The organism is Mesorhizobium sp. RCAM 06353 (assembly GCF_059683585.1).
This window is the reverse complement of record NZ_JCASIY010000002.1, coordinates 241,761-264,705: the sequence shown is the minus strand read 5'-3', so window position 1 is coordinate 264,705 and position 22,945 is coordinate 241,761. Positions and strand designations below refer to the sequence as shown.

Annotated in this window: 16 protein-coding genes and 6 pseudogenes; 15 read left to right on the top strand and 7 right to left on the bottom strand. The window is 59.9% G+C overall.

Features of this window, described 5'->3' with window-relative positions:
* Positions 1-179 precede the first annotated feature (179 nt).
* Entirely contained in the window at positions 180-2,507 is a 2,328-nt protein-coding gene (locus AC56QX_RS37485; RefSeq protein WP_497118799.1) for a relaxase/mobilization nuclease domain-containing protein, read from the bottom strand.
* Positions 2,504-2,665: a hypothetical protein gene (locus AC56QX_RS37480; RefSeq protein ID WP_497118798.1), complete on the bottom strand. Its 162-nt coding sequence runs from the start codon at positions 2,663-2,665 to the stop codon at positions 2,504-2,506. Before AC56QX_RS37480 ends, AC56QX_RS37485 begins: the two co-directional genes overlap by 4 nt.
* 807 nt (positions 2,666-3,472) lie before the next feature.
* Between AC56QX_RS37480 and AC56QX_RS37475 the strand changes: the two genes are divergently transcribed.
* The 3 genes from AC56QX_RS37475 (at position 3,473) to AC56QX_RS37465 (ending at position 5,738) form a co-directional block, all read left to right on the top strand.
* Entirely contained in the window at positions 3,473-4,174 is a 702-nt protein-coding gene (locus AC56QX_RS37475; protein ID WP_183465709.1) for a nucleotide-binding protein, read from the top strand.
* Positions 4,171-4,602: a hypothetical protein gene (locus AC56QX_RS37470; protein ID WP_497118797.1), complete on the top strand. Its 432-nt coding sequence runs from the start codon at positions 4,171-4,173 to the stop codon at positions 4,600-4,602. Before AC56QX_RS37475 ends, AC56QX_RS37470 begins: the two co-directional genes overlap by 4 nt.
* 737 nt (positions 4,603-5,339) lie before the next feature.
* On the top strand, positions 5,340-5,738 hold the full coding sequence (locus AC56QX_RS37465) for a helix-turn-helix domain-containing protein (protein WP_244662164.1): 399 nt from the start codon (positions 5,340-5,342) through the stop codon (positions 5,736-5,738).
* A gap of 646 nt (positions 5,739-6,384) precedes the next feature.
* Here the strand turns inward: AC56QX_RS37465 and AC56QX_RS37460 are convergent.
* From AC56QX_RS37460 to AC56QX_RS37450, 3 genes and pseudogenes are all read right to left on the bottom strand, one after another.
* Positions 6,385-6,555, bottom strand: a complete 171-nt coding sequence (locus AC56QX_RS37460; protein WP_496628311.1) for a DUF2958 domain-containing protein — start codon at positions 6,553-6,555, stop codon at positions 6,385-6,387.
* Positions 6,556-6,564: 9 nt separating this feature from the next.
* The gene (locus AC56QX_RS37455; RefSeq protein WP_496628310.1) at positions 6,565-6,789 is read right to left on the bottom strand and encodes a hypothetical protein; all 225 of its coding nucleotides are present in this window, start codon (positions 6,787-6,789) and stop codon (positions 6,565-6,567) included.
* A 371-nt stretch (positions 6,790-7,160) separates the two neighbouring features.
* Positions 7,161-7,610, bottom strand: a pseudogene (locus tag AC56QX_RS37450) (IS6 family transposase); the annotation flags it as partial.
* A gap of 232 nt (positions 7,611-7,842) precedes the next feature.
* On the opposite strand from AC56QX_RS37450, the gene AC56QX_RS37445 reads away from it, so the two are divergent.
* The 6 genes and pseudogenes from AC56QX_RS37445 to AC56QX_RS37420 all read left to right on the top strand — a co-directional run.
* The gene (locus AC56QX_RS37445; protein ID WP_497118796.1) at positions 7,843-9,270 is read left to right on the top strand and encodes an alpha,alpha-trehalose-phosphate synthase (UDP-forming); all 1,428 of its coding nucleotides are present in this window, start codon (positions 7,843-7,845) and stop codon (positions 9,268-9,270) included.
* A gap of 479 nt (positions 9,271-9,749) precedes the next feature.
* Positions 9,750-10,724, top strand: a complete 975-nt coding sequence (locus tag AC56QX_RS37440) for a LysR family transcriptional regulator (protein WP_497118871.1) — start codon at positions 9,750-9,752, stop codon at positions 10,722-10,724.
* 172 nt (positions 10,725-10,896) lie between these two features.
* Entirely contained in the window at positions 10,897-11,604 is a 708-nt protein-coding gene (locus AC56QX_RS37435; protein ID WP_497118795.1) for a helix-turn-helix domain-containing protein, read from the top strand.
* A 689-nt stretch (positions 11,605-12,293) separates the two neighbouring features.
* A complete protein-coding gene (locus AC56QX_RS37430) occupies positions 12,294-13,634 on the top strand; it encodes an IS1380 family transposase (RefSeq protein WP_497112851.1) in 1,341 nt (446 codons plus the stop codon).
* A 192-nt stretch (positions 13,635-13,826) separates the two neighbouring features.
* Complete coding sequence (locus AC56QX_RS37425; RefSeq protein WP_497118794.1) at positions 13,827-14,243, top strand: glutamate acetyltransferase; 417 nt, start codon at positions 13,827-13,829, stop codon at positions 14,241-14,243.
* Positions 14,244-14,570: 327 nt separating this feature from the next.
* A pseudogene (locus AC56QX_RS37420) lies at positions 14,571-15,093 on the top strand (IS6 family transposase); the annotation flags it as partial.
* Positions 15,094-15,471: 378 nt separating this feature from the next.
* Here AC56QX_RS37420 and AC56QX_RS37415 read toward each other — a convergent pair.
* Positions 15,472-15,666 (bottom strand): annotated as a pseudogene (locus tag AC56QX_RS37415) (transposase); the annotation flags it as partial.
* Here AC56QX_RS37415 and AC56QX_RS37410 point away from each other — a divergent pair.
* The 6 genes and pseudogenes from AC56QX_RS37410 to groL form a co-directional block, all read left to right on the top strand.
* Positions 15,656-15,968, top strand: a pseudogene (locus AC56QX_RS37410) (IS91 family transposase); the annotation flags it as partial. The pseudogenes AC56QX_RS37415 and AC56QX_RS37410 sit on opposite strands and share 11 nt — an antisense overlap.
* Before the next feature lie 335 nt (positions 15,969-16,303).
* Complete coding sequence (locus AC56QX_RS37405; RefSeq protein WP_497118793.1) at positions 16,304-16,594, top strand: type II toxin-antitoxin system RelE/ParE family toxin; 291 nt, start codon at positions 16,304-16,306, stop codon at positions 16,592-16,594.
* Positions 16,595-16,597: 3 nt separating this feature from the next.
* The gene (locus AC56QX_RS37400; RefSeq protein WP_475461672.1) at positions 16,598-16,999 is read left to right on the top strand and encodes a helix-turn-helix domain-containing protein; all 402 of its coding nucleotides are present in this window, start codon (positions 16,598-16,600) and stop codon (positions 16,997-16,999) included.
* Positions 17,000-17,697: 698 nt separating this feature from the next.
* Positions 17,698-18,904, top strand: a pseudogene (locus AC56QX_RS37395) (TlpA disulfide reductase family protein).
* A gap of 371 nt (positions 18,905-19,275) precedes the next feature.
* Complete coding sequence (groES, locus tag AC56QX_RS37390) at positions 19,276-19,572, top strand: co-chaperone GroES (protein WP_023802596.1); 297 nt, start codon at positions 19,276-19,278, stop codon at positions 19,570-19,572.
* A gap of 63 nt (positions 19,573-19,635) precedes the next feature.
* Positions 19,636-21,288 carry a chaperonin GroEL gene (groL, locus tag AC56QX_RS37385; RefSeq protein WP_497118791.1) on the top strand — a complete coding sequence of 551 codons (1,653 nt, stop codon included), beginning with the start codon at positions 19,636-19,638 and terminating at the stop codon, positions 21,286-21,288.
* A gap of 163 nt (positions 21,289-21,451) precedes the next feature.
* On the opposite strand, the pseudogene AC56QX_RS37380 reads toward groL, so the two are convergent.
* A pseudogene (locus AC56QX_RS37380) lies at positions 21,452-22,859 on the bottom strand (ISNCY family transposase); the annotation flags it as partial.
* Between the last annotated feature and the right edge of the window lie 86 nt (positions 22,860-22,945).

The following is a 22,945-nucleotide window of genomic DNA, read 5'->3' as shown; positions in this document are numbered from 1 at the left end:
CTGAAGCCAACTGGGCGGTCTGACCAAGGCCGTGTCACTGAATTGTCCGCGGAATACATCACCCGCAGTGCGCGCCCAGTCCGATCTTGGCGCATAAATATAGGTTGAGCGCGACGGCTGGTCGCCAAGGCACAGCCATCCCCGCTTACGGCGTGACCTTTCGATATGCGGCACGATCGTCAAATTATCTTCTGGCCCTTGGTAGCCTGCACTTCAGCTTTTTCAGCATCGATTTCTCGAAGCACCTTTTCCTGTTCCAATCGGAGCGTCACAATCGCATCGGTCTGAAGCAGCGACTGCGGCAACGGCTGTGCGGGATGATCGGCGAGCACACGCGAGGCCTCAATGGCGGCCGCAGCCTCGTGTGCCTCACGGGCGGCGGACTGCTGCGAGCTTGCGACGATGGCCCGATCTGCACCAAGTTCGCGATGCGATGACGGGTCGATCCCGCCACGGGCCTCTTGTCGGCGCTCCGCCTCGACGGCGCGATCGACAATCCGTTCCGCAGAGACGGCCTCCCGCTGTTCCTTCAGGCTAACCTGTTGAGCGCGCGCGATCAGGCGATCGGCATTGACCCCTGCAATGGCCTCGACTTCGGAACGGGAGAGCTCCTGCGCGCCGCGCTCCTGTGCGCGCTGGAGATCGATTCGGCTTGCGAGTGTGTCAAGGTACCGTGACGATGCCTCTCGAAACTGTTGCTTGGTCTCCCCATCGAGGAGATCGCTTGTGCGCGAAACCGCCTCGTTCATGAGGCGAAGATCCTTCGTCATCTGCGCCGATGTGATCGCCATGCCGTTAGTCTCCTTTGTAAGATGGTCAACTCGTTTCCCGATCATGTCGAGGACATTGCCCAACGTCTGGGCCGTCGCCAGTCGTTCAAACATTTGCTTCGCCAGCGCATTGTCCGGATGTTCCCGCGCTACAGTTCGCCAGGCGGCGACGCTTTCGTTGACCGCGCGACGATCGGGCTTCGAGGCGGGAAGCTTGATGGGGTTCGCCCGAGCGACACGGATTCGGTTCCTGGCATTGTGGATGAGTCGCTGGTTGGCAGGATCCGCCGCATAAGCGCGATCGCGTGCTTCCCGCGTCGGCCGTGGCCGCTCGGCCACGTTGACGATCGCCTTGTCCTTCGGGCCGTAACTCTGCGACGATGCCCGTTCCTTCGCTGAAGTGGCGACGATTTTCAGCCCATGCGCCTGGGCGTGCTGAGCATACACCTCGCGCCATTCTCGGAACGTCTCACGGCCCGGATGGATCTTCTGTCCGGATTCATTTCTCACCGTGATGATGGCGTGGGCATGGATATGCCCGTCGGCTTGCTTGTCGGTGTGAACGCCAAACATGAACTTGTGGTCGGCGAACCGGTCATGCAAGAACGCGCGGACGGCGTCGGTTAGAGCCGCGACATCCGCCCCAGTCTTCGCCGAGATGATCAGGTGCATTGTGTCGCGCGCGGACTGCGACCGCAGCGACGGTCCCCATTCTCGCGCGGCGACGCGCGCATCGGCGACATTCGACAAAACCTTGCCACGATCGTCGACCACGGCGCCCTTCTCGATCAGCTTGTTTAGTCGATAGGTCACACCGTCTCGACCGTGGGTGGTGGGGCCTGGATCAACGCTCACGGCATGCCTCAGATGGCCGGTCGCCGCCTCTATCCGCGCCTTCACCGTCGCCTCCGATCGGATATTGAGCCGGCGCTGAGTAAACCCAACCTCCGCATTGCCAACCCGTTCCTCCCGGACTCGCAACCGCTCCTTGGGGGATCCAGCCATCGCCACAACGAGCCGCGCCTCCAGCTCGCCCGACGGTGTCGCATCGAGACGATAGGCATAGCGATGGCCCTCGAATCCGGCAACCATCGCCTTCTCATAAGTCTGTCGCCCTGCCGGTGTGTCGCGCACCCCGTAAAGCTTCAAGCGCATGGCAGCGACGTCCTGGCTCTCTGCACGCTTCGCGAAACTCGTGGACCAGACCTTGATTTCGTCGGCCACAGCTTCACGATCGCCAAGCATGCGCCCATCGTGGGTCTCAAGCGCGACCTCCTCGCGCTGCACATACTGGCCCGTTGCCGTGACGCGCGCGACGCCCCGGGCGTAGGACACCACTTTGATGACCGCCGGCTGATAGCCCGCCGCCAGTTGCCGGGCACGGCCGATAGCCCCACCACCCTGCGCTCCACCACTGCTCGAAAGATTTCCAGCGATTGGCGCCGTCGGCGACCCAGATCCGGTGTTCCCCGCCAGCCCGCCAGCGCCTCCCCTGGCCGCCGCCGGCAGCAACCGACGCCGCTCCTCGTCCTGTCCGCCCGAGATCGTCGCGCCACGAATGTCTGCCTGAGACGACGTACTTGGTAGCGACGAAACCCGCTTGGCTTTCGGTTGGCGCTCCTCGTCAATCGGCCTCGATACCCGTGGCCGCCCGCGTTCCTCGCGTGCCGTTTCGACGGCCCGCCGCGCAGCATTGACCTGCTCAAGCCACCATCCGATTTGAGCGGCCCGGCTCAAGAGCGGACTTCCTCCGACAGTGTAAGCTTCGCAACACGTCGAAGCTTGGAGCCATAGGCGACGGTCATCTCGGTGAGCTCTTCATTGATCGTCGCGATCACCTCGTACAAGCCGCGCCACACGGCCTCCGTGTCCTCGATGCGCACGGCACTGGCCACGGTGGATCGCTTTCAAGACCTGGGAGAGATTGCGCCCAACCATCCGGACTTGGTAGGCGAGATCCACGATGACCACAGTGTTCCCGGCAGAAAGTGCGGGGCCGGCCTGCACCGACGCCCGGATCAACCGTCGTACGACCTCGGCCTTCGGCAAGCCGAACAGTGCCACTGCCTCCTGAAGGCGCCGCTCATCCAGCTCCGACAGCTCCGTGCGGAGCCTTGGTTTGCGTCTCGGCATTGCAGCGGAACTGGCCACAGCCGTCCTCCATTCTCTTTTCGGCCGACGGGCTCAAGCTTCGCCGGCAGGCAACGCGCGTCAGCGCCCTGGCTGCGTCCAGCAGCCTCCCCGGTTTGGCCCACAAACCGGTATCTTGTCAACAAATATCTATTATACTGAACTCCAATGGCCCAGGGAGAGCAGCCGCCCCCTGCCGTGCCCGCCTGCGCTGTGCCGCGATCCGCCCCATAGCGCTATCCCCACCCGTTGTTACCGCAATACTGATTTGACGCCTTTTGATGTGAATACACCTGACAGGACCCCCGCTATGCCTCAGGGGTCGGGATTGATCTCCTCCAAGATTGCCGTATGTCGCGAAACGCGAGTTACAGCATTACCCGGAAGTGTCATTGCCGCCTTGGAACAAACGTGTCTTGCGGTATTGCCGCTTTGCCGAAACACAGCACTGCCGCATTCTTTCATTGGAGGACCGCACGAACAACGACTTGCACGATTTCCGACCTCGTAATATCTAATATATTGTTTTGGTCATTTCGCTGTCGCGATCGCGGCGCCACGAGGAGCCTTTCATGCCGAGCATCTTCGCCATCGCAAACCCAAAAGGAGGCTCCGGGAAAACCACCGTCGCCATTATCCTTGCCGGCGAGTTCGCCAATCACGACTATTCCGTCGCCATCGTCGACGCGGATCCTCAGGGCTCCGCCTACCAATGGCATGCATCTTCGGTCGCGCGGGATCTCAGTCCGAAAGGGATCGATCTCGTGCGCGCGCCGGATGAACAGAGCCTCGCACAAGCGCTCGAGCGCCTTGACAGCCATGACGTCGTCGTCATCGACACGCCGGGCTATTACGGACCGGTGCTGACCCATTCGGCGCTGCGCGCCGACCTCGTCGTCCTGCCCTGTAGGGTTCACACCTTCGATGCATCGCAGGTCGTGCGCTCCATCCGCAACCTCGAGCAGCATGCCCACGCAGCCAATCTCCCCATGAGCCAGCACCGCGTTCTCTTCAACGAATATGACAGTCTCGACCGCAACACCAGGCCGCTGCGCGAAGTCCTCGCCTATCTCAACGCCGAGCAGGTGCCCATCTGCGCCAACGCGCTCTATCGGCGCGTCACCTATCGAACGATGACCAGCGGCCACGGTACACTCTACCAGATGAGCGACACGGATGAGTCGATCCGCAAGGCCCGCTACAATGCCGACCAGGTCGTCCGCGAATTGCTCGCGGCGAGCCAGGGCGTCAATAACGGCGACAATGCCGCATGAACGAAACCGCCAAACCGCCCCGTCCTGCCCTGCCACGCGACGCCTTTCGCGCCAAGCGGATCTCGTCTGATCCGCCGCCCGGGGCCAAGCCCGTCGTCATCACACCGCATTACGACGATCAACCGACAACGCAGACGTCAACCTCCGCTGCCCCGCAAACTCCTCACGCAGCCCTGCCCAACAAGATCGAGGCGCCTAAGTCGGCACCGCCGGCCAAACCGAAGAGGGAAAATCCGCGCAAACCGTTCGATGCCTATGGCGAACGCAGTTCGTCGCGCCCTTATGCACTTCGCTTGCCCGACGCCATCGATCTGGTCCTCAGGCAGATCGCCGCGGAGGAGCGCACGCATCCTCTACGCATCATCGATCGTGTTCTCCACGACTACCTGAAACGCATTGGACGTCTCCCGCCCTCGCACGACGCCTGACCACCAGCCCTCCGCCGTACCTGCAGCGCTATTTGGGAGCGCGGTCCGGCTGCGGGCTGGCTCCGCTACGCTTCGGCCGCTCGCGCGGCTGGACAGCCGGTTAAACAGCGGTGAGACAGGGCAACAGGCATCACGCGAGTACGAATTCGAACGGCAAGCCGCTAAAAGGCATCCGAGAAAAGGGCGTCCGGACCGGCTTGACGTCCAGATGCCGCCCGCCATGCAGAGATACTCTTTGCACGAGGAAATAGCCTTGGAGCCATCGCCCAGGGGACGATGTGCCGCTCCAACTCAACACGCCCAGAAAGCGCTCGCCGTGCGTAGCCAGAACCGGAGAGGAGCAGGAAGGTCCATTCTATCGCCAGCAGGCTTATCGGTTTTAGTGGCGAACGGCAACGTTGGCTCATGCATAGGCTTGCGGTTGCTCCTACTTAGTATCGGGCGGGCCTTCCATTTTGCGGCGGGCGGAGTCGCGCGGGGCCTAACGGCATCAGCATCAGAAATGGGAGCGCTTGGGCCGAAACTCAGTCCGTACATTATCTCGTATGTGGCCACCGGCAACGTAAGGCCCGAGTCCACGGTCGTTCACCAAGTGGGAAGCCAAAGTCCCTCGCAGCGACGAAGCTTTAGGAGGTTTGATCCGACACGCCGTGCCTCATTCAGAGAATATTCAATATATAAGAACATTCATATACAAGATAACCTCATTGCGGTATTGATGGTCTCCGCAGGCGCAGGTGCCTCATCTGGAGTTCATCGATTTCATGTCGCCCGTCCGCAAGCCCCAGCCGGTCGATCATTCCATCCTCAATGAAATGCTGGCGCTGCGCCTCCAGCAGCTTGAGATCGAGAATGGCGGAATGGAAGCCTTCCTCCCCAAGACGGGTTTGGCGCGAGGGACCTACTACACGATGCTGCGCGGTATCGGAAATCCCACCCTTAAGACAATGGAGCGTATCGCTTCCAAGCTCAATATGACCGTATTCGAGTTGTTGGGCTTCGAGATCGACGATGCGCGCAGGGCGCTGAAGAAGCGCGGCGTCGACTATGACGAGTTGACCTCAGCCATCCGGAAAAAAGATGAAGCTACCCGGCGTGTAGCGCGGCAGACCCGGTCGCAGAAGCTGTCGGGCTGAGAGAAACAGCAGGGTGCGCGACCCCAGGACACCGTCATCCACGCCGGCGAGTGCCTGGACCAGTTCGCAAAGTTCGGCGCCGACAACGCCAAAGAAGAGAATGCCGAATTTGCTGCAGCTAACGCGATGCTGAGTTCTGACCGCTCGTTTTGCAGGCAGCGGGGGAACGCCTGGAAAAACTGCGGACCTACAAGCCCTCACGCCCACTGGTCCATCCGTCCTGGATATCTGATGGCAGGAACGACAGGCAAAGCCAAGCAGGCGCTTCAGCTGCTCGGCTAATTCATCCCCAACAGAAATTTGCGACCACAAGTGAAACCGCGCCCATACCGCCGGCCAAAGCGCCTCCCGCCGCGGCGCCGGCACCACGTCCTGCTTGCAACCCGGGCGAGGACCGCGATGCAGAGGGGACATGTCGCCCACAGCCGTATGAGGCGAAAAGCAGCCCTCAAAGCACCAAAGGAATTATCTTGTTCAAGATGGTCGATGATGGTCAGACAAACCTCATATCTGACCAGGAATGCCAGCCGTTGAGCGGCATCGAAGGGCTCAAGGAACAATTCAGTTATGCTTCAATCGGTAACACCGCCGTGGCGTATGTTCGTGGCGATTTTCCAAGCCGAAAGCTGGGCTCAACTGACGCCTGTCACAGAGTAAGCCGAACCCCGGCTGGAACCGGGGTTCGGTGGCAGTCAGGTGGCGTGAACAGTTTGACGACGGGCACGAAATCGATCTCGTCGCTGGTACCGCGGAGAGGCTGCTGCTGGCGACCATTCGCCAGCAGCTTGTCCCGCAGATCTTGAGTCAAGAGCTGCATGTCCGCCTCCTACTTGTCTTCTTCGACTTTGGGGGCGCGCAGCACGACGCGTCCGTCCAGGGGCAGGGCCTCGAGGAGGAGCGTGCCGCCTTCGCCATCTTCGTGGGCGAAGAATGCACCGATGCGTGTCCAGAAGCCCTTCTGGCCTTCTTCCTTGGCATCCCGCACCGTATAGGCGAGGTACATCGGGGATTTCGACTCGGTCTTTCCGGTCTTGGTGTTAGTGTCTTTCATGGTCTTTTCCTTTGGTTGATGGTTTGTGTCCCGGAGGACGGTTCCAAAGGGGCCGGCGCCTAAGATGGCTTGTCCCCAACTCGGGAGCGCAGCGAAGGAGCGGGCAGGAACGGGACAAGACAGCAGCGTTGGCCAGAACAACCGTCGCTAATTCCGGACAGATCCATCAACGGGAATGCCTGCAAAGACCGAACAACAGGCCATGACCAGAAATCCGCATGCCACTCGCGCCTGGGGCTTGCGGCTGGGGAAGGGGTTAGGATCTGGATGACGGCAGGCAGTCTTTGACAACAGCAGGCGAAAGATCGGCAGGATAGCAGGCGTTGTCACGTTGTTTGAAATGTGGCCGCGTGAGGCCGATACCGCGCTTTTCAGGCAGGCCGTGCACTCACGGCTTCCCACGCGGCCATGGCTTGGCGTCGATGGGCTCGAATTTCTGCGGCGGAGCGGTTGGTCTGGGATGGGACGAAGAGATTTCGGACGGCGGAGAAGATCGACACGAAATGCTGCAATGAGCCGACCGACCGGAAACCCTGTCGCGTTCGTTCCCGTTTTCGGAACGGCAGGTGAGAATTCTCCACCCGGTTGTTCAAGCCTTTATGCGAGCGGTGTTCCACGTTCGGCATGACCTGGCGTTGGGCCGCCCCGTAGGAGCGCAGTTTGTCGGTGATCATACGCTTTGGCGGCAGACCCTGCTTCTTCAGAAGTCGCGTCAGCAGGCGCCTGGCGGCCTTGGTGTTGCGACGCGTCTGGACAATCTCTTCGAGCACATATCCCTCCTGATCAACCGCTCTCCACAACCAGCATTTCTGACCGTTGATGCCCGCCATCTCATCCTGCTTCGGCTCAACGAAAATTTGCAACAGAACCCAATCGGCCGGTTACGGAGAAACATGATCCAAAAACCGAAGCTTTGGGAGCTCAGTTCCTGCCCCGCTTAGTGCCTATTTGTCTGCGCTATTCTGCCATACGCCTGATGAGATTGTCCCACCTGCTGACCGTCCCTAACTTGGCTGTGATCGTAGCCAAAGCTGGCAGTCAACAGGAGTGACCATGAAGAACATTATCAGTGTCGGTGGGGACGGTGGAGACCGTAGACTGGTCATCGTCTCCAACAGGGTTGCACTGCCCGACGAGCACGGCTCACTGCCCCCGGGCGGAATGGCCATTGCGCTGAACGCCGCGCTCAAGCGACAAGGCGGCCTCTGGATGGGCTGGTCGGGGAAAGTGAACGCCGAGAAGAACCAGGTGTCACTGACGATGCAGGAGGCTGCCAACGGCATCACCTATGCCCTTGCCGATCTCTCGCAGAAGGATCTGGACGAATATTACTACGGCTTCGCCAACAGTGTTCTTTGGCCGGTCTTCCACTGCCGTGTCGACCTCGCCGAATATAACGACGCGAGAAAATCAGGATATTACCGCGTCAACCGACTCTTCGCAGAGTCTTTGATGCCGCTCCGCCGCGAGGACGACGTCATATGGGTGCAGGATTATCACCTGATCCCTCTAGGGAAAGAACTGCGCGAGCGCGGCTGCCGCAACCGGATCGGCTTTTTCCTGCACATACCATGGCCACCGGCGGACATCCTCGCCACCGTGCCGGTCTGCGAAAGCTTGCTGGAAGCGCTTTCGTTCTATGACCTTGTCGGCTTTCAAACCGATGACGATCTTAACAACTTCGCCGAATGTCTACACCGCCGAAACGTAGGGCGTCTCACAAAAGACGGTAGCTGCCTAATCCAAGGGCGGGAGTTTCGCTGCGGGGTTTTTCCAATCGGTATCGACACGGCCGAGTTCGAGAGCCTCGCAGAGCAAGCGACGCGCGACGGGGACCTGCAGGAAGTCTACAAGAGGACTGCAGGCTATGACGTCGCCATTGGCGTCGACCGATTGGATTATTCCAAGGGCATCGATCAGCGCATCGTAGCGTTTCGCCATTTCCTTGATCGTAACAGCCATCGCATCCGCAAGACGCTACTGATGCAGATTACCCCGAAATCCCGCGAGGAAATACCGGCCTATCTGGCGCTGCAAAAGCAGATCGCCGAACTGGTGGGAAGTGTCAATGGGGAACTTGGAACCATCGATTGGGCACCAGTACACTACACCAATCGTTCCCATGGCCCGCTGGAACTGGCCGGCCTCTACCGAATGGCACGCGTTGGTCTAGTGACGCCGCTCCGCGACGGCATGAATCTGGTGGCGAAGGAATACGTGGCTGCGCAAGACCCAAGGAATCCGGGCGTCCTCGTGCTCTCGCAATTTGCCGGCGCCGCTGACAAGTTGGTGGGAGCGGTGCTCGTCAATCCCTATGACCCGGAGGCTGTGGCGGCCTCCACGGAAAAGGCCTTTCGCATGTCGTTACAGGAAAGGAAAGAGCGTTGGAACGCAATGAAGGACGGTCTTATCGGCCACGATGTCTATCGATGGTGCGACGGCTTTCTAGCCAAGCTCGCGGCGGCGGACTTACCAGCATGAGGCTGACCGCGACCAAGTGAATCAGGCAGCATTCCGGCCTCGCCGAGGCGTGGTTAATGTGCTGTGGTAACCCCGATGGCGATGATTGCAGACCAACTACCCAGTTGGGTTGTAGCCGATTGTGCTGGCACGCAAGGCGAAGAACTCGCGGCTGCGGCCACATCATCAAGCCAGTTGAGCCGATCCGCAATAAGGGCTCTCGTCGCCGGGTCTGGTCCGTCGTCGTGCATTCGACTGTCATCGCTTCGCTGATCGAGCCCCGGTGTATTGAACATGTCGACCCGGTTGGCGACATCGCTAATGTGCTAGGCAGGCCCGACCTACACCGCAACGCCAGATCTCAAGACGTTAGCCTTAGCACGCTCCGTATTAAAACATAGGAAAAACATATGGATGAGCTTTCTTGCAGTCGGCAGATTTCTTCAAAAACGCGTGAGCGGCCACGACTGATCGTCGAGGGGCCTCGCGCCGCACGGCAAATGCTGGCATCCATTGACCTGAACCTACTGTTGTCTCTTGAGGCGCTGCTGGAGCACCGTAACGTCACGCATGCGGCTCGGCACATGCGCTTGAGCCAACCGTCGATGAGCCGAGCGTTGACAAGGCTGCGTGGGATTTTCAATGACGATCTTTTGGTTCGCGGCTCGAGCGGCCTGGTCCCGACGCCGCAGGCCGAACGGTTGGCCCAAATGCTGCCGCCGGTGTTGGATGCGCTCCGCGGGATGGTGAACCGCCAGGGGAAATGGCGATCAAAGACAATAATGGCGATGCCCGACCATCAAGCGCTGATCTTGCTGCCGCCTCTCCTACCCCTGCTGCGCGAGCACGCGCCTAATCTCGACATCGTCACCGGCTCGTTTTTAGCCGGCGCGCTCCGGCGGCTTGAGCAAGGCGAGATCGATATGGCCGTTGGGCAGACCGGTGGCACTCCAACGGGCTTCTTTCGGCGCAGGCTCTATACTGACCGCTTCGCCTGCCTGCTACGCAGGGACCACCCAGCCCTCGCGCAGGAATGGACGATCGAGACCTTCGCTGCCCTGCGCCAGGCCGCCATTGCCTCGGATTCCAAGGACGGCTTCGGCCGGGTGCATGATGAACTGGTCACGTTACACCTCCAAGATCGCGATCCGGTGCTGGTTTCCAACCTCCTGACGGCTGCTGTGGCCATCGCGGCGACCGATCTGGTGCTGATTGTACCACACCGCGTCGCGAGACGGATCGCCGCCTTGCTCCCCCTAGCGATTGTCGATCCGCCGGTGGAACTGACGCCTTACGAGGTTGGGTTGGTTTGGCACGAGCGTTGCCATCGCGACCCAGAGCATGAATGGCTGCGCCACAAGATTGCCGTCGCAGCGTTGGCGGGAACAGAGCTGACGCATGCATCGAAAGTGAGAGGGCAAACGACTGATGCTTCGTCTCGTCCGTCGGGAGGCGACGCTGTGCCAACGCAGTGAACCGACGCGCCCCGACTTCGAGCGAGCATCTGCTATGAGGAATTGCGGCGATCCGGCTTAACGAGAAGGTATTCGCACTTTTAGCCATCTACACAAACCAAGACCATCCTCTTCGATCGCCGATCAGCCGCGTCAAGCCACTCGCAGGCCAGATTCTCAGGGTGTCTCCGAGGTGCATGCATCCATTCTGGCCGCGTATATTGGTTCGGACCCTGTGGCATGTAAATCATTGGTACAAATCGCGAGTTCTCTGCGGCAGGTCGATATCCTTGAGCACCGTCTGTTGCGGCTAGGGCGCTCCGCGCAAATCGTCATCGTCGATTGCCGCGAATCGGAGCAACATAAGTACGGTCATGCGAAGCTCTCTTCCGAACTGGTGCAACTGGCCCTGGTTTCCGAAGACACACTGGACCGAAAGGCGGTTTTCTCTAACGGGTATTCCGATTACCTGTTGTGGCCGCTGATCAAGCAGGAAGTTCTGAGCAGACTTACCGCCTGCGTCGCTCAGATCGCGCGGCATTCTGCCCCGCTATTCTTCTCAGCCGATCCCCTCGTTCAGAAGGCGTGCGATCTGCTGGCGCAGCGGGTCGATCAGCAGATCGCCCTCAGCAAACTGGCGCGCATAGCCGGGACCAATAAGACAACGCTCGTCAACCGCTTCGAGGCTTCTTTTGGCTGCGGGCCTATGACCTGGTTACGGCACTACCGGATGACGGAGGCTGCCGCCCGCTTGCGAAGCGGGCATGAAAGCGTCGCCGAGGTCGCGGAATCCTTTGGCTACGAGAACAGCAACAACTTCTCCACGGCATTCAAGGCGATTCATGGGCTCTCACCGCTCCGCTATCGCAAAATGGTAGCGCGCAGAGAAAAGTCTGTCTGACGCAAAGGTGGGGACCGGAACGAGCTGGTATACAGCCAGTGAGTACACGCAAAGATCATCTGATACTCAAGCGTTTACGCACTCCCGGCACTTTACCGCTTTCACAGCAACGCTCAGAACAGGAAGATACGCATGTTGAAACAACGGCGGCCCCGATTACAAACACTTCCAGGAGATCGTGAATAAGAACTCCACCAAGCAGTTTACGAACGCCACGAACTTCTTTAACGGCGGCTCGACGCCGCAACAAGATATCACGCCCCAGGTCTGATCCTCAGGCTTTTGGTCGCGAAAGCAGCGCACCCAACCCACGGCCTGGATTCGACGAATCCTCGCCGGTCTCATAGATGCAAATAGGAGCAGTCCGGAAATACTTTGTGAACTGGCGATGCTCTGTCTGCGCTGCCGGTGAACTCCGGCCCCGCTCCATAAGAAAGCAACCATGAACCCATTCGCAAAAACAACTGCGGGCCTTTTCCTGGTGGTCGGCCCGCCGAGCAGCGGACCGCTCGAAGCGGAGAGGATTTGCTCTGCCTTGATTCAGAAGCTATCCGAAGGCCCCACTCTGAACTTGGATGCTAGCCCGAAAAATTCACGGCGGGTTGGCGGATGTGGCGCAAGCCGTTGAAATGACGTAGGATTTGGTTGCTAAGGCCGATCCGAATCATTTCCCGGAGACCACACCCGCCATGAATGATCTTACCCTGCCGCTGAGCGGTTTGTCATCAGTGGGCGGCAAGTCCGTCGTCGCCCGTTTCGACGGCGGCATGTTGTCCTCCAACTGTGGCGTTCTGGTGCTGGCCGAGGTGGAAAAACGACTGCGGGTGGCCGACCGTCTGGCGCGTTGCATCGATGATCCGCGCTGCCCGGACCAGGTGGTCCACAGCCTGGCGGACATGATCGGCTTTCGCATGAAGATGATCGCCGCCGGCTATGAGGATGGCAACGACGCCAACCGGCTGCGCTCCGATCCGGTCTTCAAGATGGCCCAGGATGCGCTGCCGTCGGGTCGGGATCTGGCCTCGCAATCGACGCTGTGCCGGCTGGAGAACCTGCCCGGCGTGCGGGAGCTGGTCGCCATGGGGCGGGCGATGGTCGACCTCTATTGCGCTTCCTTCCGGCAGGTGCCGAAGCGGATTGTGCTCGACATCGACGACACGTTTGACGCCGTACATGGCGGCCAGCAATTGCGCCTGTTCAACGCGCATTACGACGAATACGGCTTCCAGCCGATCGTAGTGTTCGACGGTGCGGGCCGGTTCGTCAGCGCGATCCTGCGACCGGCCAGGCGGCCGCGCGGGGCTGAGATCTGCCCCCACCTGCGCCGCCTCGTGCGGGCGATCCGGAGCAATTGGCCGAACACACGGATCCTGATCCGGGCCGACAGCCACTACTGCGGTCCGCAGGTCATCGACTGGTGCCGCGCCAACGGTGTAGACTTCATCCTCGGCGTAGCGCCGACCACGACGCTGCGCGAGCATGTCGCGGACCTGGAAGCCCGCACGACGGCGCGCTTTGAAGCGTCGGCGAAATCGAACAAGGTCCGCCGCTTCAAGGAGTTCTTTGACGGCGCCGCCAGTTGGAGCCGCGTCGAGCGCATCATCGCCCGCGTCGAGGTCGGCGCCAAAGGAGCCGACACCCGCTTCATCGTCACCAATCTGACCAGTGGCAAGGCCAAGGCGCTCTACGAGGACCTCTACTGCCGGCGCGGCGCAGCCGAGAACCACATCAAGTCCTGGAAGACGCATCTTGCCGCCGACCGCACATCCTGCACAAGAGCGACGGCCAACCAGTTCCGGCTCTTCCTGCATGCCGGCGCCTACTGGCTAATGTGGGGCCTGCGCGCTGCGATGCCGAAACGCTCGAGCTTTGCCGTCGCCCAATTCGACACGCTGCGATTGCGCCTCATCAAAATCGCCGCGCGGGTGGTCGAGATCAAAACGCAAATCCGCCTGCACCTGCCGACATCCTGCCCCGACCAGCGTATTCTGCGCATCGTCCTCGACCGCATCCCGCGGCTCGCGACATAACCGCAGGGGCGCAGACGCCCCGAAACGAACCCGCCGACCGCAACCTGCAAACCCCGCCTGCCATCACGACGGATCACCGCCGCCGCCCGCCCAGGCTTGTCAAAATGCACCCACATCGCGACCAAATCGTCGCTTCAGGCCGCCGAAAACTCATCGCTGTGCATCAAGGCGGCTAGTACGTGGCAGAATGCCATGCAAATGGTACCGAACCAGGTGGAAACCGCCACAGCTTCGATGACGCTGAACCGCACGATGGCCGTTGCGGAATTACCCGATGCCTTTGCTTCAATTTGCGCGAATGCTGCCGACGGCGCCAAAGCGGGCGTCGATCTAGCGAAGCCAATCAGTATTTATCTGAGAAAATACGGCGAACCGACTGCATTCAATTGCCTCATCCTTGATCAATCCGACTCCGCGGAAATCCATTTATCTTTAACCTGCCTTGCTGCTTTCGACCACGGAAGCCTTGGCAGTTTCGCTCTCACCTCAACTTTGCTGAGGGCGTCCCTGATCCTGTCAAACAAGCATACGCAGTCCACTATCGCGCAGGTTTTCGGCCGCTTCGGGTCGCCGAGTGACTCACCGTACTACCTGCGCGTCTTGCCCTGATCCCGTATGCCAGACTCCACATTCAGCTAAAAGGAGCTACCAATGATCATTGCAACCTGCACACTAACGATCTTATAGTCGAAGAGATTGCCCGCAACGCCCACAGCAAACACCATAATCTTCGGCAAATGGCACAAGGTATTTGACGCCTACATTTTTGATCTGGGCATAACGGAAATCTCATCGTTGTGCGCGCGCAGGCGTCAGGGACGAGGTCAGCCTGTTATTGGCAGCAAGTGTAACGACGTCTACCTGACTGCGCGGGTTTTGTTGCAAATTCTTTGGTTAGCCGCTGTCTGTCAAAGCCCTTCGGTACGGAGGTTTCAGATGTTCAAGGGGCGCCACTTCGATCGATCCGTCATCCGCTTTGCGTTCGCTGGTACCTGGCCTATGGGCTGAGCCTGCGCGATCTGAAGGAGAAGATGGTCGAGCGTGCATCGGCGTCGATCATTCGACAATCCACCGTTGGGTCGTCCGTTTCTCGCCCTTACTCCTGGAGCGCTTCAACCGGCGCAAGCGCGCGGTCACCGGCACGTGGCAAGTCGACGAGACCTACATCAGGGTGCGTGGAGAATGGATGTATCTCTACCGCGCCATCGACAGCATGGGCGACACGGTCGAATTCTATTTCAGCGAACATCGGGATTTGCCTGCGGCCAAGCGCTTCTTCAGGAAAGCGCTGGAGCCATGGCCGGCCCGTGTCGTCATCGACGGCAGCCGGACCAACCAGGAGGCGATCGTTTCCTGTGACACGACAAATCAATTGCAGGATCGCTGCCGGTGCCGACTGAAGCCGATCCGAATCCGCCAAAGCCAGTACTTGTCAAATACTCTGCCGAATGCGGATCGGCTTCAGCGACCGCCGTGACCGATCCCAGAGCCGGTTTTCCGCATCGCACACATCTGCGGCAGAACCTCTCCGGCACCAAACGAATGCCGGAACTGTTTCGCCGCAGCAAGTTACGATGCAACATGATCGGATTTAGCTCTACTAGGCGAAGCAGCCTTCGTCGGGCTCGGCTTGTTGATTGGGCTCAAACATCGCCACAAGCGGTTAAGGACGTTCGCGATTGACCGTCACACCGAGGAGTTTCTCGAGCAGGAAGGCTTTCGCGATGTGGGTGGACGTGACCAAGTCATGATTGATCCCTCAGGAAACGAGTTGACACTCGATGACTTCCGGGCGGAATGCGGTCACGTTCAAGGTCTTAGAGTCGGTTTGGAAAATCGGATGGGCGTTTCTGCGTAGCATGATGCCGCCCATGGCGACGAGGATCATGGCCTGCGAGACACCGATGCGCTGCTCGTAATCGCGCACGAGGCGTCGCCACCGGATCATCCATCCGAACGTCCGTTCGACGACCCGGCGACGCGGTAGAACCTTGAAGCCTTTCTGGTCGTCGGAGCGGCGGATGCGCTCCACCTTCGAAGTCGCCGACATCTTTCGCCGACATGGGAGCTCCTACAGGCGTAACAACGCCGGCCATCTTGGCCGCGGCGAACGACGCGTCATGGGTGCGATCGAAGCCTGCCGGACACCCAGGCTCGGGGCCACGTCGATGCCTGCGATGATTGCGGCAGGACCCGCATCTCCTATAATTCCTGCCGCAATCGCGATTGCCCGAAGTGCCAGGGCGCGCTCGCAAGGAGTGGGTCGATGCGCGCGTCGCCGACCTGTTGCCGGTCCCGTACTTTCATGTGGTCTTCACGCTACCGCGAGGCATCAAGGTAGCCACGGCATGGTCTGCCGCTTCAAAGATCGACATCCGCTCAAGTCCGGACCCATGCACCAACGCCCCTCGCATGTGAACGATGGCCTGGCCGCCTTCATTGACCGCAACCATGCGCGTCCTGGTTCGCATGCTCGGCTTTGATCAGCCTCCGCAGGTTCCGTTGGTCGGTCGCGCGGTGCTTGGCGAGAGAAGCGGGCAAGACAACAGTTTTCCTAGGTCAAAATATCAGCTTGACCCTATATCGGTTCCAGCCTATATCGGCTTCATGAAGTGGACGGTCCTTGAGCATCCGGATTCATCAAGGAGCGCGAAGGCTTGGATGATGCTGTGTCTGACAAACTGGACGAGTTAATCTTCGTTCTGGAGCAGACAGGCCCCCAGCTCGGTCGCCCCATCGGGGATACCCTCAAGGGATCCAAACACAAGAACATGAAGGAAATCCGGATAGCCGTAAAAGGCGCTTGGCGTTTCGCCTTTGCATTCGATCAGGAACGGCAAGCCATAATCCTATTCGGTGGCAACAAAGAAGGCCAGTCACAGGACAAGTTTTACAAAGCCCTCATTGCAACCGCCGACGTTCGGTTTGATGAGTGGCTTGAAGCAGAGGAAGAGGAATAGATCATGGCGAAGAGATCAGATTTTCGACCAGCTCGTGAGCGCATTGACGCTTTACCGGCCGCGCGCCTAGCTAAGATCGAAAAGGGAGCGGCCGAGATTCTTAAAGCCGTTCATCTGTCCGAAATCCGCAAGGCGCTGTCGGTCACTCAAACCACTGTAGCGGCCAAGACGGGCTTGAAGCAGGCGGAAGTTTCGCGGATCGAAAAATCCCCGGAAACTGTGCAGCTCAAGACCATGGAGCGGTATGTAAAAGGCTTGGGTGGCGAGATGAAAATCGTGGCTGAGTTTCCTGATGGCACATACGCGGAAATTCCCTTGAATAACGGCAAGCCGGTGCGGTCCAAGGCAACAGCCGAGACGAAAAAGGCGCACGATAACTATGCGGAAGCACGCCTCAGCGCTTGAATGTCTGGGCGAAGATGGCGTGCTATTCTCCCGCTGTTTTCAGCACAAAAGCGACAGCGCGGATAGGTCAAGATCGAACGTTTGCTAAATAAGAGGCAGGTGTTCACAAGTCTGAAATCCGGGCGGATTTCCTGGATCGACGAACGGATTTTTTGCCGTCGAGCGCCGTTTTTTTGGGAGGTGGCGGATCAGCGTGATGTCGTATCGCGCCGGCATTGCGAAGGCGAGCATCGCCAAGTCGAGCTACTGTGTAGCTTGGAGCATACCCGCAGTGTCGGTCGATCAGGCTGGCTCACACTTCGCCGGGGGCTTTGTTCATCCTCCTCTTCAAAACTGTTAGCGGCGAGCCAACCCCACCAATGTCACTGAGGCGAATTGCCTCGGGACGGGCAGAGGCTGCGTGCCGCGCGTCCTTATGGCCTTGGCGCTTCGGGACCGTGCGGACGGGCCATTTTTTCGCTCGGTGCGAGGCGTGTCCAAACCTGGCAGCGGCAGACAATATGACAGGTTCAGAACAACATTGGCAAAATGTCAGGTTCATTACAACCGGCCATCCTGGGCCATGCGGAGGTTTTTCAAAGCATATTTATGCACTTATGCGTGCTGAGCCAGCTGGCATGACCCTTGCCTGAATAATGGAGCAAGAGAGGCTCTCTCCCCAACCCGTGTGCCTCTCTAAGAAGGAAACCCGAGTGCCGATGACCTCACCCTTTGGAAACAGCTTTGGACAGCACCGGGTCTTGCAGATCGAGTCCCCGGCTCCTTCGATTAAAGTCGAGAACTGGCTGCGTGGCGAGCCCCTCACGAGCTTTCAGCCCGGCAAAGTGTACACTCGTCGAATTTTGGGCAACGTGGTGCGGACCATGTGTGGACGGGATGCCCCATCTGATGCAGCTGCAGGAGAAATACAGGGAGAGCGGAGTTGAGATCGTCGGAGTGGCGGCTTCTGAAGACGCTACAACGGCCGATGAGGCCCGAAGCAAGTTGGACGCTTGGTTGACTGAAAAATTCTCGAATCTGAACTATCGGATCGCGTTCGACTCCACGGGCGAAATGGACAAGCTTTGGATGGAGCCCAGCTTTTCTGTCGCGATTCCGACCATGTTCGTGGTCGACCGAGACGGCCACATCGCCTTTATCGGTCATCCGATGGAACTCGATGAGGTCTTGCCGAAGGTGCTTAACGGCAGCTGGCGCGCCAGCGATCAAGCAAAATCGGCCGATACGGACCGGATCGCGGAAGGCGAAACCATAGCGCGCGAACAAGCGCTGAAGAAGCCGATCAATGATAGATTTTGGGCGGCGGTGGAGAAACAGGAGTGGAAGACGGCGCTCTCGGCGATCGAAGAAGGCATCGCCTTGATGCCGGACAACCTCAGTTTCCGCTCGTCTCATGCGCATCTGGTGCTTCACAGAATGCACGACATGTGGACCGGCTTGCCCATCATGCGCCAATTCGCTCGCGACGCGATCGACAGAAACTCCGAAGATTGGATGATTGTGGCGCTAGACCAACTCTTCCATCCAAACCTTGACCATTCGCGCTTTCCGTCTGCTGAGCGCTTCGCGATGGGAAAACAGCTCTCCGAACACATCCTGGCACTGTTCCCCCCGCAAGGCGACGACCCTAAGTTCCGGTCTTATCCGGCGGTCGCTCGGTACTATCATGAGAGCGGCAACAAAGATCGTGCGATCGACTTGATCGAGCTGGCACTGAAGTCGCTGGACGGTCCGGAGCCGATCGCCCACGACCTGAAACAGTACCTTCTACCGGAGTTGCTGCAGGCTCTGGCCAACTGCAAGGGTGAGAAGGTTTGTTACGGCGATCTGTGTGCGGCTCCGCGAAAGGATTCCTCCCAAAAGGTCCAAGCGGCGACCAAGGAGGAACCTAAAGAGGGGCGATAGTCGGAAAGGCTTACTGGCCAATTCGTCCATTTCCCTGGCGTGGTTGTGCAAATAGGCCGACCCATGCGTCCAGCCCAGCCTCGCCGCCATCCGCAAACACGTGAACGACCAAGGAGAAGACGTCCCCTGATCACCTCACCAAAACATATTGCCGCTGCGGGTCTCCCGGACCCCGTCAAAGATGGCACTGGAGTAAGGCTGGCAACATGAAGAAGGTTACTCAGCCAGCTCAGGCGCTGCCCACCGATCCACCTGCTCCCACAGGCGGGGAAGACGGGGGACGCAGCCGACCGCCTGTCTCAGCGCCACGATAGCACTCGCACGCTCCGGCAACGGAGCACCGTTCAACATCCGAACCAGGGACTCCAAAAATGGCAAAGTCGAATTTCCGCCCGCTTCATGACCGCGTGGTCGTTCGCCGGGTCGAATCCGAAGCGAAGACCGCCGGCGGGATCATCATCCCGGATACCGCCAAGGAAAAGCCGCAGGAAGGCGAGATCATCGCCGTTGGTTCCGGCGCCCGCGACGAAGCCGGCAAGCTGGTCCCGCTGGACGTCAAGGCGGGCGACCGTATCCTGTTCGGCAAGTGGTCGGGCACCGAAGTCAAGCTCAATGGCGAAGACCTTCTGATCATGAAGGAATCCGACATCATGGGCATCATCGGCTGACACGCCGCCGCCTTTCATCCGCACCATCCAATCTGAATTCGGGCGAAATGCCCAGGAGTAAAAATGGCCAAAGACGTAAAATTCTCCCGTGATGCCCGCGAGCGCATGCTTCACGGCATCAACATCCTCGCCGACGCGGTGAAGGTCACGCTCGGTCCCAAGGGCCGTAACGTCGTTATCGACAAGTCGTTCGGCGCCCCGCGCATCACCAAGGACGGCGTCACCGTCGCCAAGGAAATCGAGCTTGAAGACAAGTTCGAAAACATGGGCGCGCAGATGGTCCGCGAAGTTGCTTCGAAGACCAACGACATCGCCGGCGACGGCACCACGACCGCGACCGTTCTGGCGCAGTCGATCGTCCAGGAAGGCCACAAGGCGGTTGCCGCCGGCATGAACCCGATGGACCTGAAGCGCGGCATCGATCTGGCCGTGACCGAAGTCGTCGCTCACCTCGTCAAGAACGCCAAGAAGATCAAGACCTCGGAAGAAGTTGCCCAGGTCGGCACGATCGCCGGCAATGGCGACGCTTCGGTCGGCTCGATGATCGCGGAAGCGATGCAGAAGGTCGGCAATGAAGGCGTCATCACCGTCGAGGAAGCCAAGACCGCCGAGACCGAACTCGAAGTCGTCGAAGGCATGCAGTTCGACCGCGGCTATCTCTCGCCCTACTTCGTCACCAACGCCGACAAGATGGTTGCGGATCTGGAAGACGCTTACATTCTCCTCCACGAGAAGAAGCTCTCCAACCTGCAGGCCATGCTGCCGATCCTCGAGGCTGTCGTGCAGACCTCGAAGCCGCTGGTCATCATCTCGGAAGACGTCGAAGGCGAGGCTCTGGCCACGCTCGTCGTCAACAAGCTGCGTGGCGGCCTGAAGATCGCCGCCGTCAAGGCGCCGGGCTTCGGTGATCGCCGCAAGGCCATGCTGGAAGACATCGCCATCCTCACCGGTGGCCAGGTCATCTCGGAAGACCTCGGCATCAAGCTCGAGAACGTCGGCCTCAACATGCTCGGCCGCGCCAAGAAGGTGTCGATCTCCAAGGAGAACACCACCATCGTCGACGGCGCCGGCAAGAAGGCCGAGATCCAGGGCCGCGTTGCCCAGATCAAGCAGCAGATCGAGGAGACCACCTCGGACTACGACAAGGAGAAGCTGCAGGAACGTCTGGCGAAGCTGGCCGGCGGCGTTGCCGTGATCCGCGTCGGCGGTGCGACCGAGATCGAAGTCAAGGAAAAGAAGGACCGCGTCGATGACGCCCTCAACGCGACCCGTGCGGCCGTCGAAGAAGGCATCGTTCCCGGCGGCGGCGTCGCCCTGCTGCGCGCTTCGCTGAGCATCAAGGCAACCGGCGCTAACTCCGACCAGACCGCCGGCATCAACATCGTGCGTCGTGCTCTGCAGGCTCCGGCCCGCCAGATCGCTGCCAACGCCGGTGCGGAAGCTTCGATCGTTGCCGGCAAGATCCTCGACAACAAGGATGCAACCTTCGGCTACAACGCCCAGACCGGCGAATATGGCGACATGATCGCCATGGGCATCGTCGACCCAATGAAGGTTGTGCGCACCGCTCTCCAGGACGCGGCCTCGGTCGCCGGCCTGCTGGTCACCACCGAAGCCATGATCGCGGAGGCTCCCAAGAAGGAGTCGGCTGGCGGCGGCATGCCGGGTGGTATGCCCGGCGGTGGCATGGGCGGCATGGGCGGTATGGATTTCTAAGGTCCACGCACCTCAACAATCTCGGAGGGCGGCAGCAATGCCGCCCTTTTCTCTGGCGCGGATTCCAAGCCGGCCGCCCGACCCACAGTGCGAGGACATCCGCAATACGATGCCTATCGCTGTCTGTGAGTGTCAGATCGACTTTGACGGCCTGGTTCTCGACCTTGGCTGCGAGACTTCTGGCAAGCGCCTGTTCACGCCGCGCGATGATCGCGGGGTCCTTTGTGAAGTCCGCCTTCTTGCCGGGCTTACGGCCACGCTTCACATAGCCATTGCTCTGGCTGCCGTCGGGGATGCCAAACATGTGGTTTGTCTGCCCGGTGCGCCGCGGCCCGCGCTGGCTGCGATGAAGCTCCCGGCCAGCCTGCATCTGGGCGACCAGGTCCAGGGCGGCATCAAGCCGCTTGTTCTCAACCACTTCAGATCGGTGAACCGAGCGCAGCTTGTCGAAGGTCCTGTAGGGCAGGGCAATGCCTTCGTGGGTGACCTCGAGACGACCATCGGGATAGTCGCATACGACAACCTTCTTGCCGGCAAGCCGCTTTGCAGTATCGATCGGGTCGAGAATGAATAGCACCTTGTCGTAGCGCAGCGTCAAAGCCTGTGACAGCGTGCGGACCTCCTTGCGGCACATGGCGCCATCCAGGTTCTCATGCTCGGCGAGGGGCCGGTGCATGTTCTTCGGATTGCGGGGCTCCTTGCCGAAGCGTGCGTTGAAGTCCGCCATGAACTCGGGCGCAAAGGAATTGGCCGCCTCGATCGTGTTGATGCCGCGCAGGCGCAGTTCCTTCACAAGCCGGTCCTGCAGCGTCTGATTGGCGCGCTCGACGCGACCCTTGGCCTTGCGGAGTGTTGGCGCAGATGATGTCGATGTTGAGTTCATAGAGCGCGCGGCCAAACTGCGTCAGGCCGCTGGTGCGGTCCTTCTCCGAGCCATGGGTCGTTCGGAAGATACCGTGCTTGTCGCTATAGAAAGCCAACGGCTTGCCCCATTCCCGCAGATACGCCTTGGCCGCGTGGAAGTAGTCGAACGTGTTCTCGGAGCAGGCAAAGCGCAGATGAAGCAGCTTGCCGGTCGCATCGTCGATGAAGACGAGCAGGGCGCATTTGGGGCCACGGTTCTCGAACCACCAGTGGTGCGAGCCGTCGATCTGCACCATCTCGCCCAAGCAGTCGCGCCGCCCGCGCGGCTGATGCAGCCGCCGCTTTCGCTCACGGCGCGACGTCCAGATTCCAGCCTCCGTCATCCATTTGCGCAGCGTCTCCTTGCTGACCGCGAGCTGATGGCGTTCGATCAGCTTCTCGCGAGCAAGCGTCGGTCCGAAGTCGACGTAGTGTTCCCGGATCAGCTCCAGCGCGAAGTCGCGAACTCCATCGACAGTGTGATTGTTGGAACGCCGGCCACGCGCCTTGTGCCGGAGAGCCGCAGCGCCATCCGCCTGGAACGTCTTCAAAAGCCGCTGGATCTGACGAACTGAAACGCCGAGCAGGCTTGCCGCTGCAACGCTCGTCATTCGCCGCTCAACAATCTTCGACAAAACCTCGATACGCCGCAACTCGCGTTCGCTCATCAGAACCAGTCCCAAACTGCAATCTCCCGCGCTCTCGAACACGGGCAGATTGGCAAGGCAGGAGCGACATTCCTACTTTGCCAGAT

Coding starts and splice junctions, on each gene's coding strand:
- AC56QX_RS37475 (WP_183465709.1), top strand. CDS start 3,473: ATGCCGAGCATCTTCGCCATCGCAAACCCAAAAGGAGGCTCCGGGAAA.
- groL (WP_497118791.1), top strand. CDS start 19,636: ATGGCCAAAGACGTAAAATTCTCCCGTGATGCCCGCGAGCGCATGCTT.
- AC56QX_RS37470 (WP_497118797.1), top strand. CDS start 4,171: ATGAACGAAACCGCCAAACCGCCCCGTCCTGCCCTGCCACGCGACGCC.
- AC56QX_RS37460 (WP_496628311.1), bottom strand. CDS start 6,555: ATGCAGCTCTTGACTCAAGATCTGCGGGACAAGCTGCTGGCGAATGGT.
- AC56QX_RS37430 (WP_497112851.1), top strand. CDS start 12,294: ATGAATGATCTTACCCTGCCGCTGAGCGGTTTGTCATCAGTGGGCGGC.
- AC56QX_RS37440 (WP_497118871.1), top strand. CDS start 9,750: ATGCTGGCATCCATTGACCTGAACCTACTGTTGTCTCTTGAGGCGCTG.
- AC56QX_RS37445 (WP_497118796.1), top strand. CDS start 7,843: ATGAAGAACATTATCAGTGTCGGTGGGGACGGTGGAGACCGTAGACTG.
- AC56QX_RS37400 (WP_475461672.1), top strand. CDS start 16,598: ATGGCGAAGAGATCAGATTTTCGACCAGCTCGTGAGCGCATTGACGCT.
- AC56QX_RS37455 (WP_496628310.1), bottom strand. CDS start 6,789: ATGAAAGACACTAACACCAAGACCGGAAAGACCGAGTCGAAATCCCCG.
- groES (WP_023802596.1), top strand. CDS start 19,276: ATGGCAAAGTCGAATTTCCGCCCGCTTCATGACCGCGTGGTCGTTCGC.
- AC56QX_RS37425 (WP_497118794.1), top strand. CDS start 13,827: ATGCAAATGGTACCGAACCAGGTGGAAACCGCCACAGCTTCGATGACG.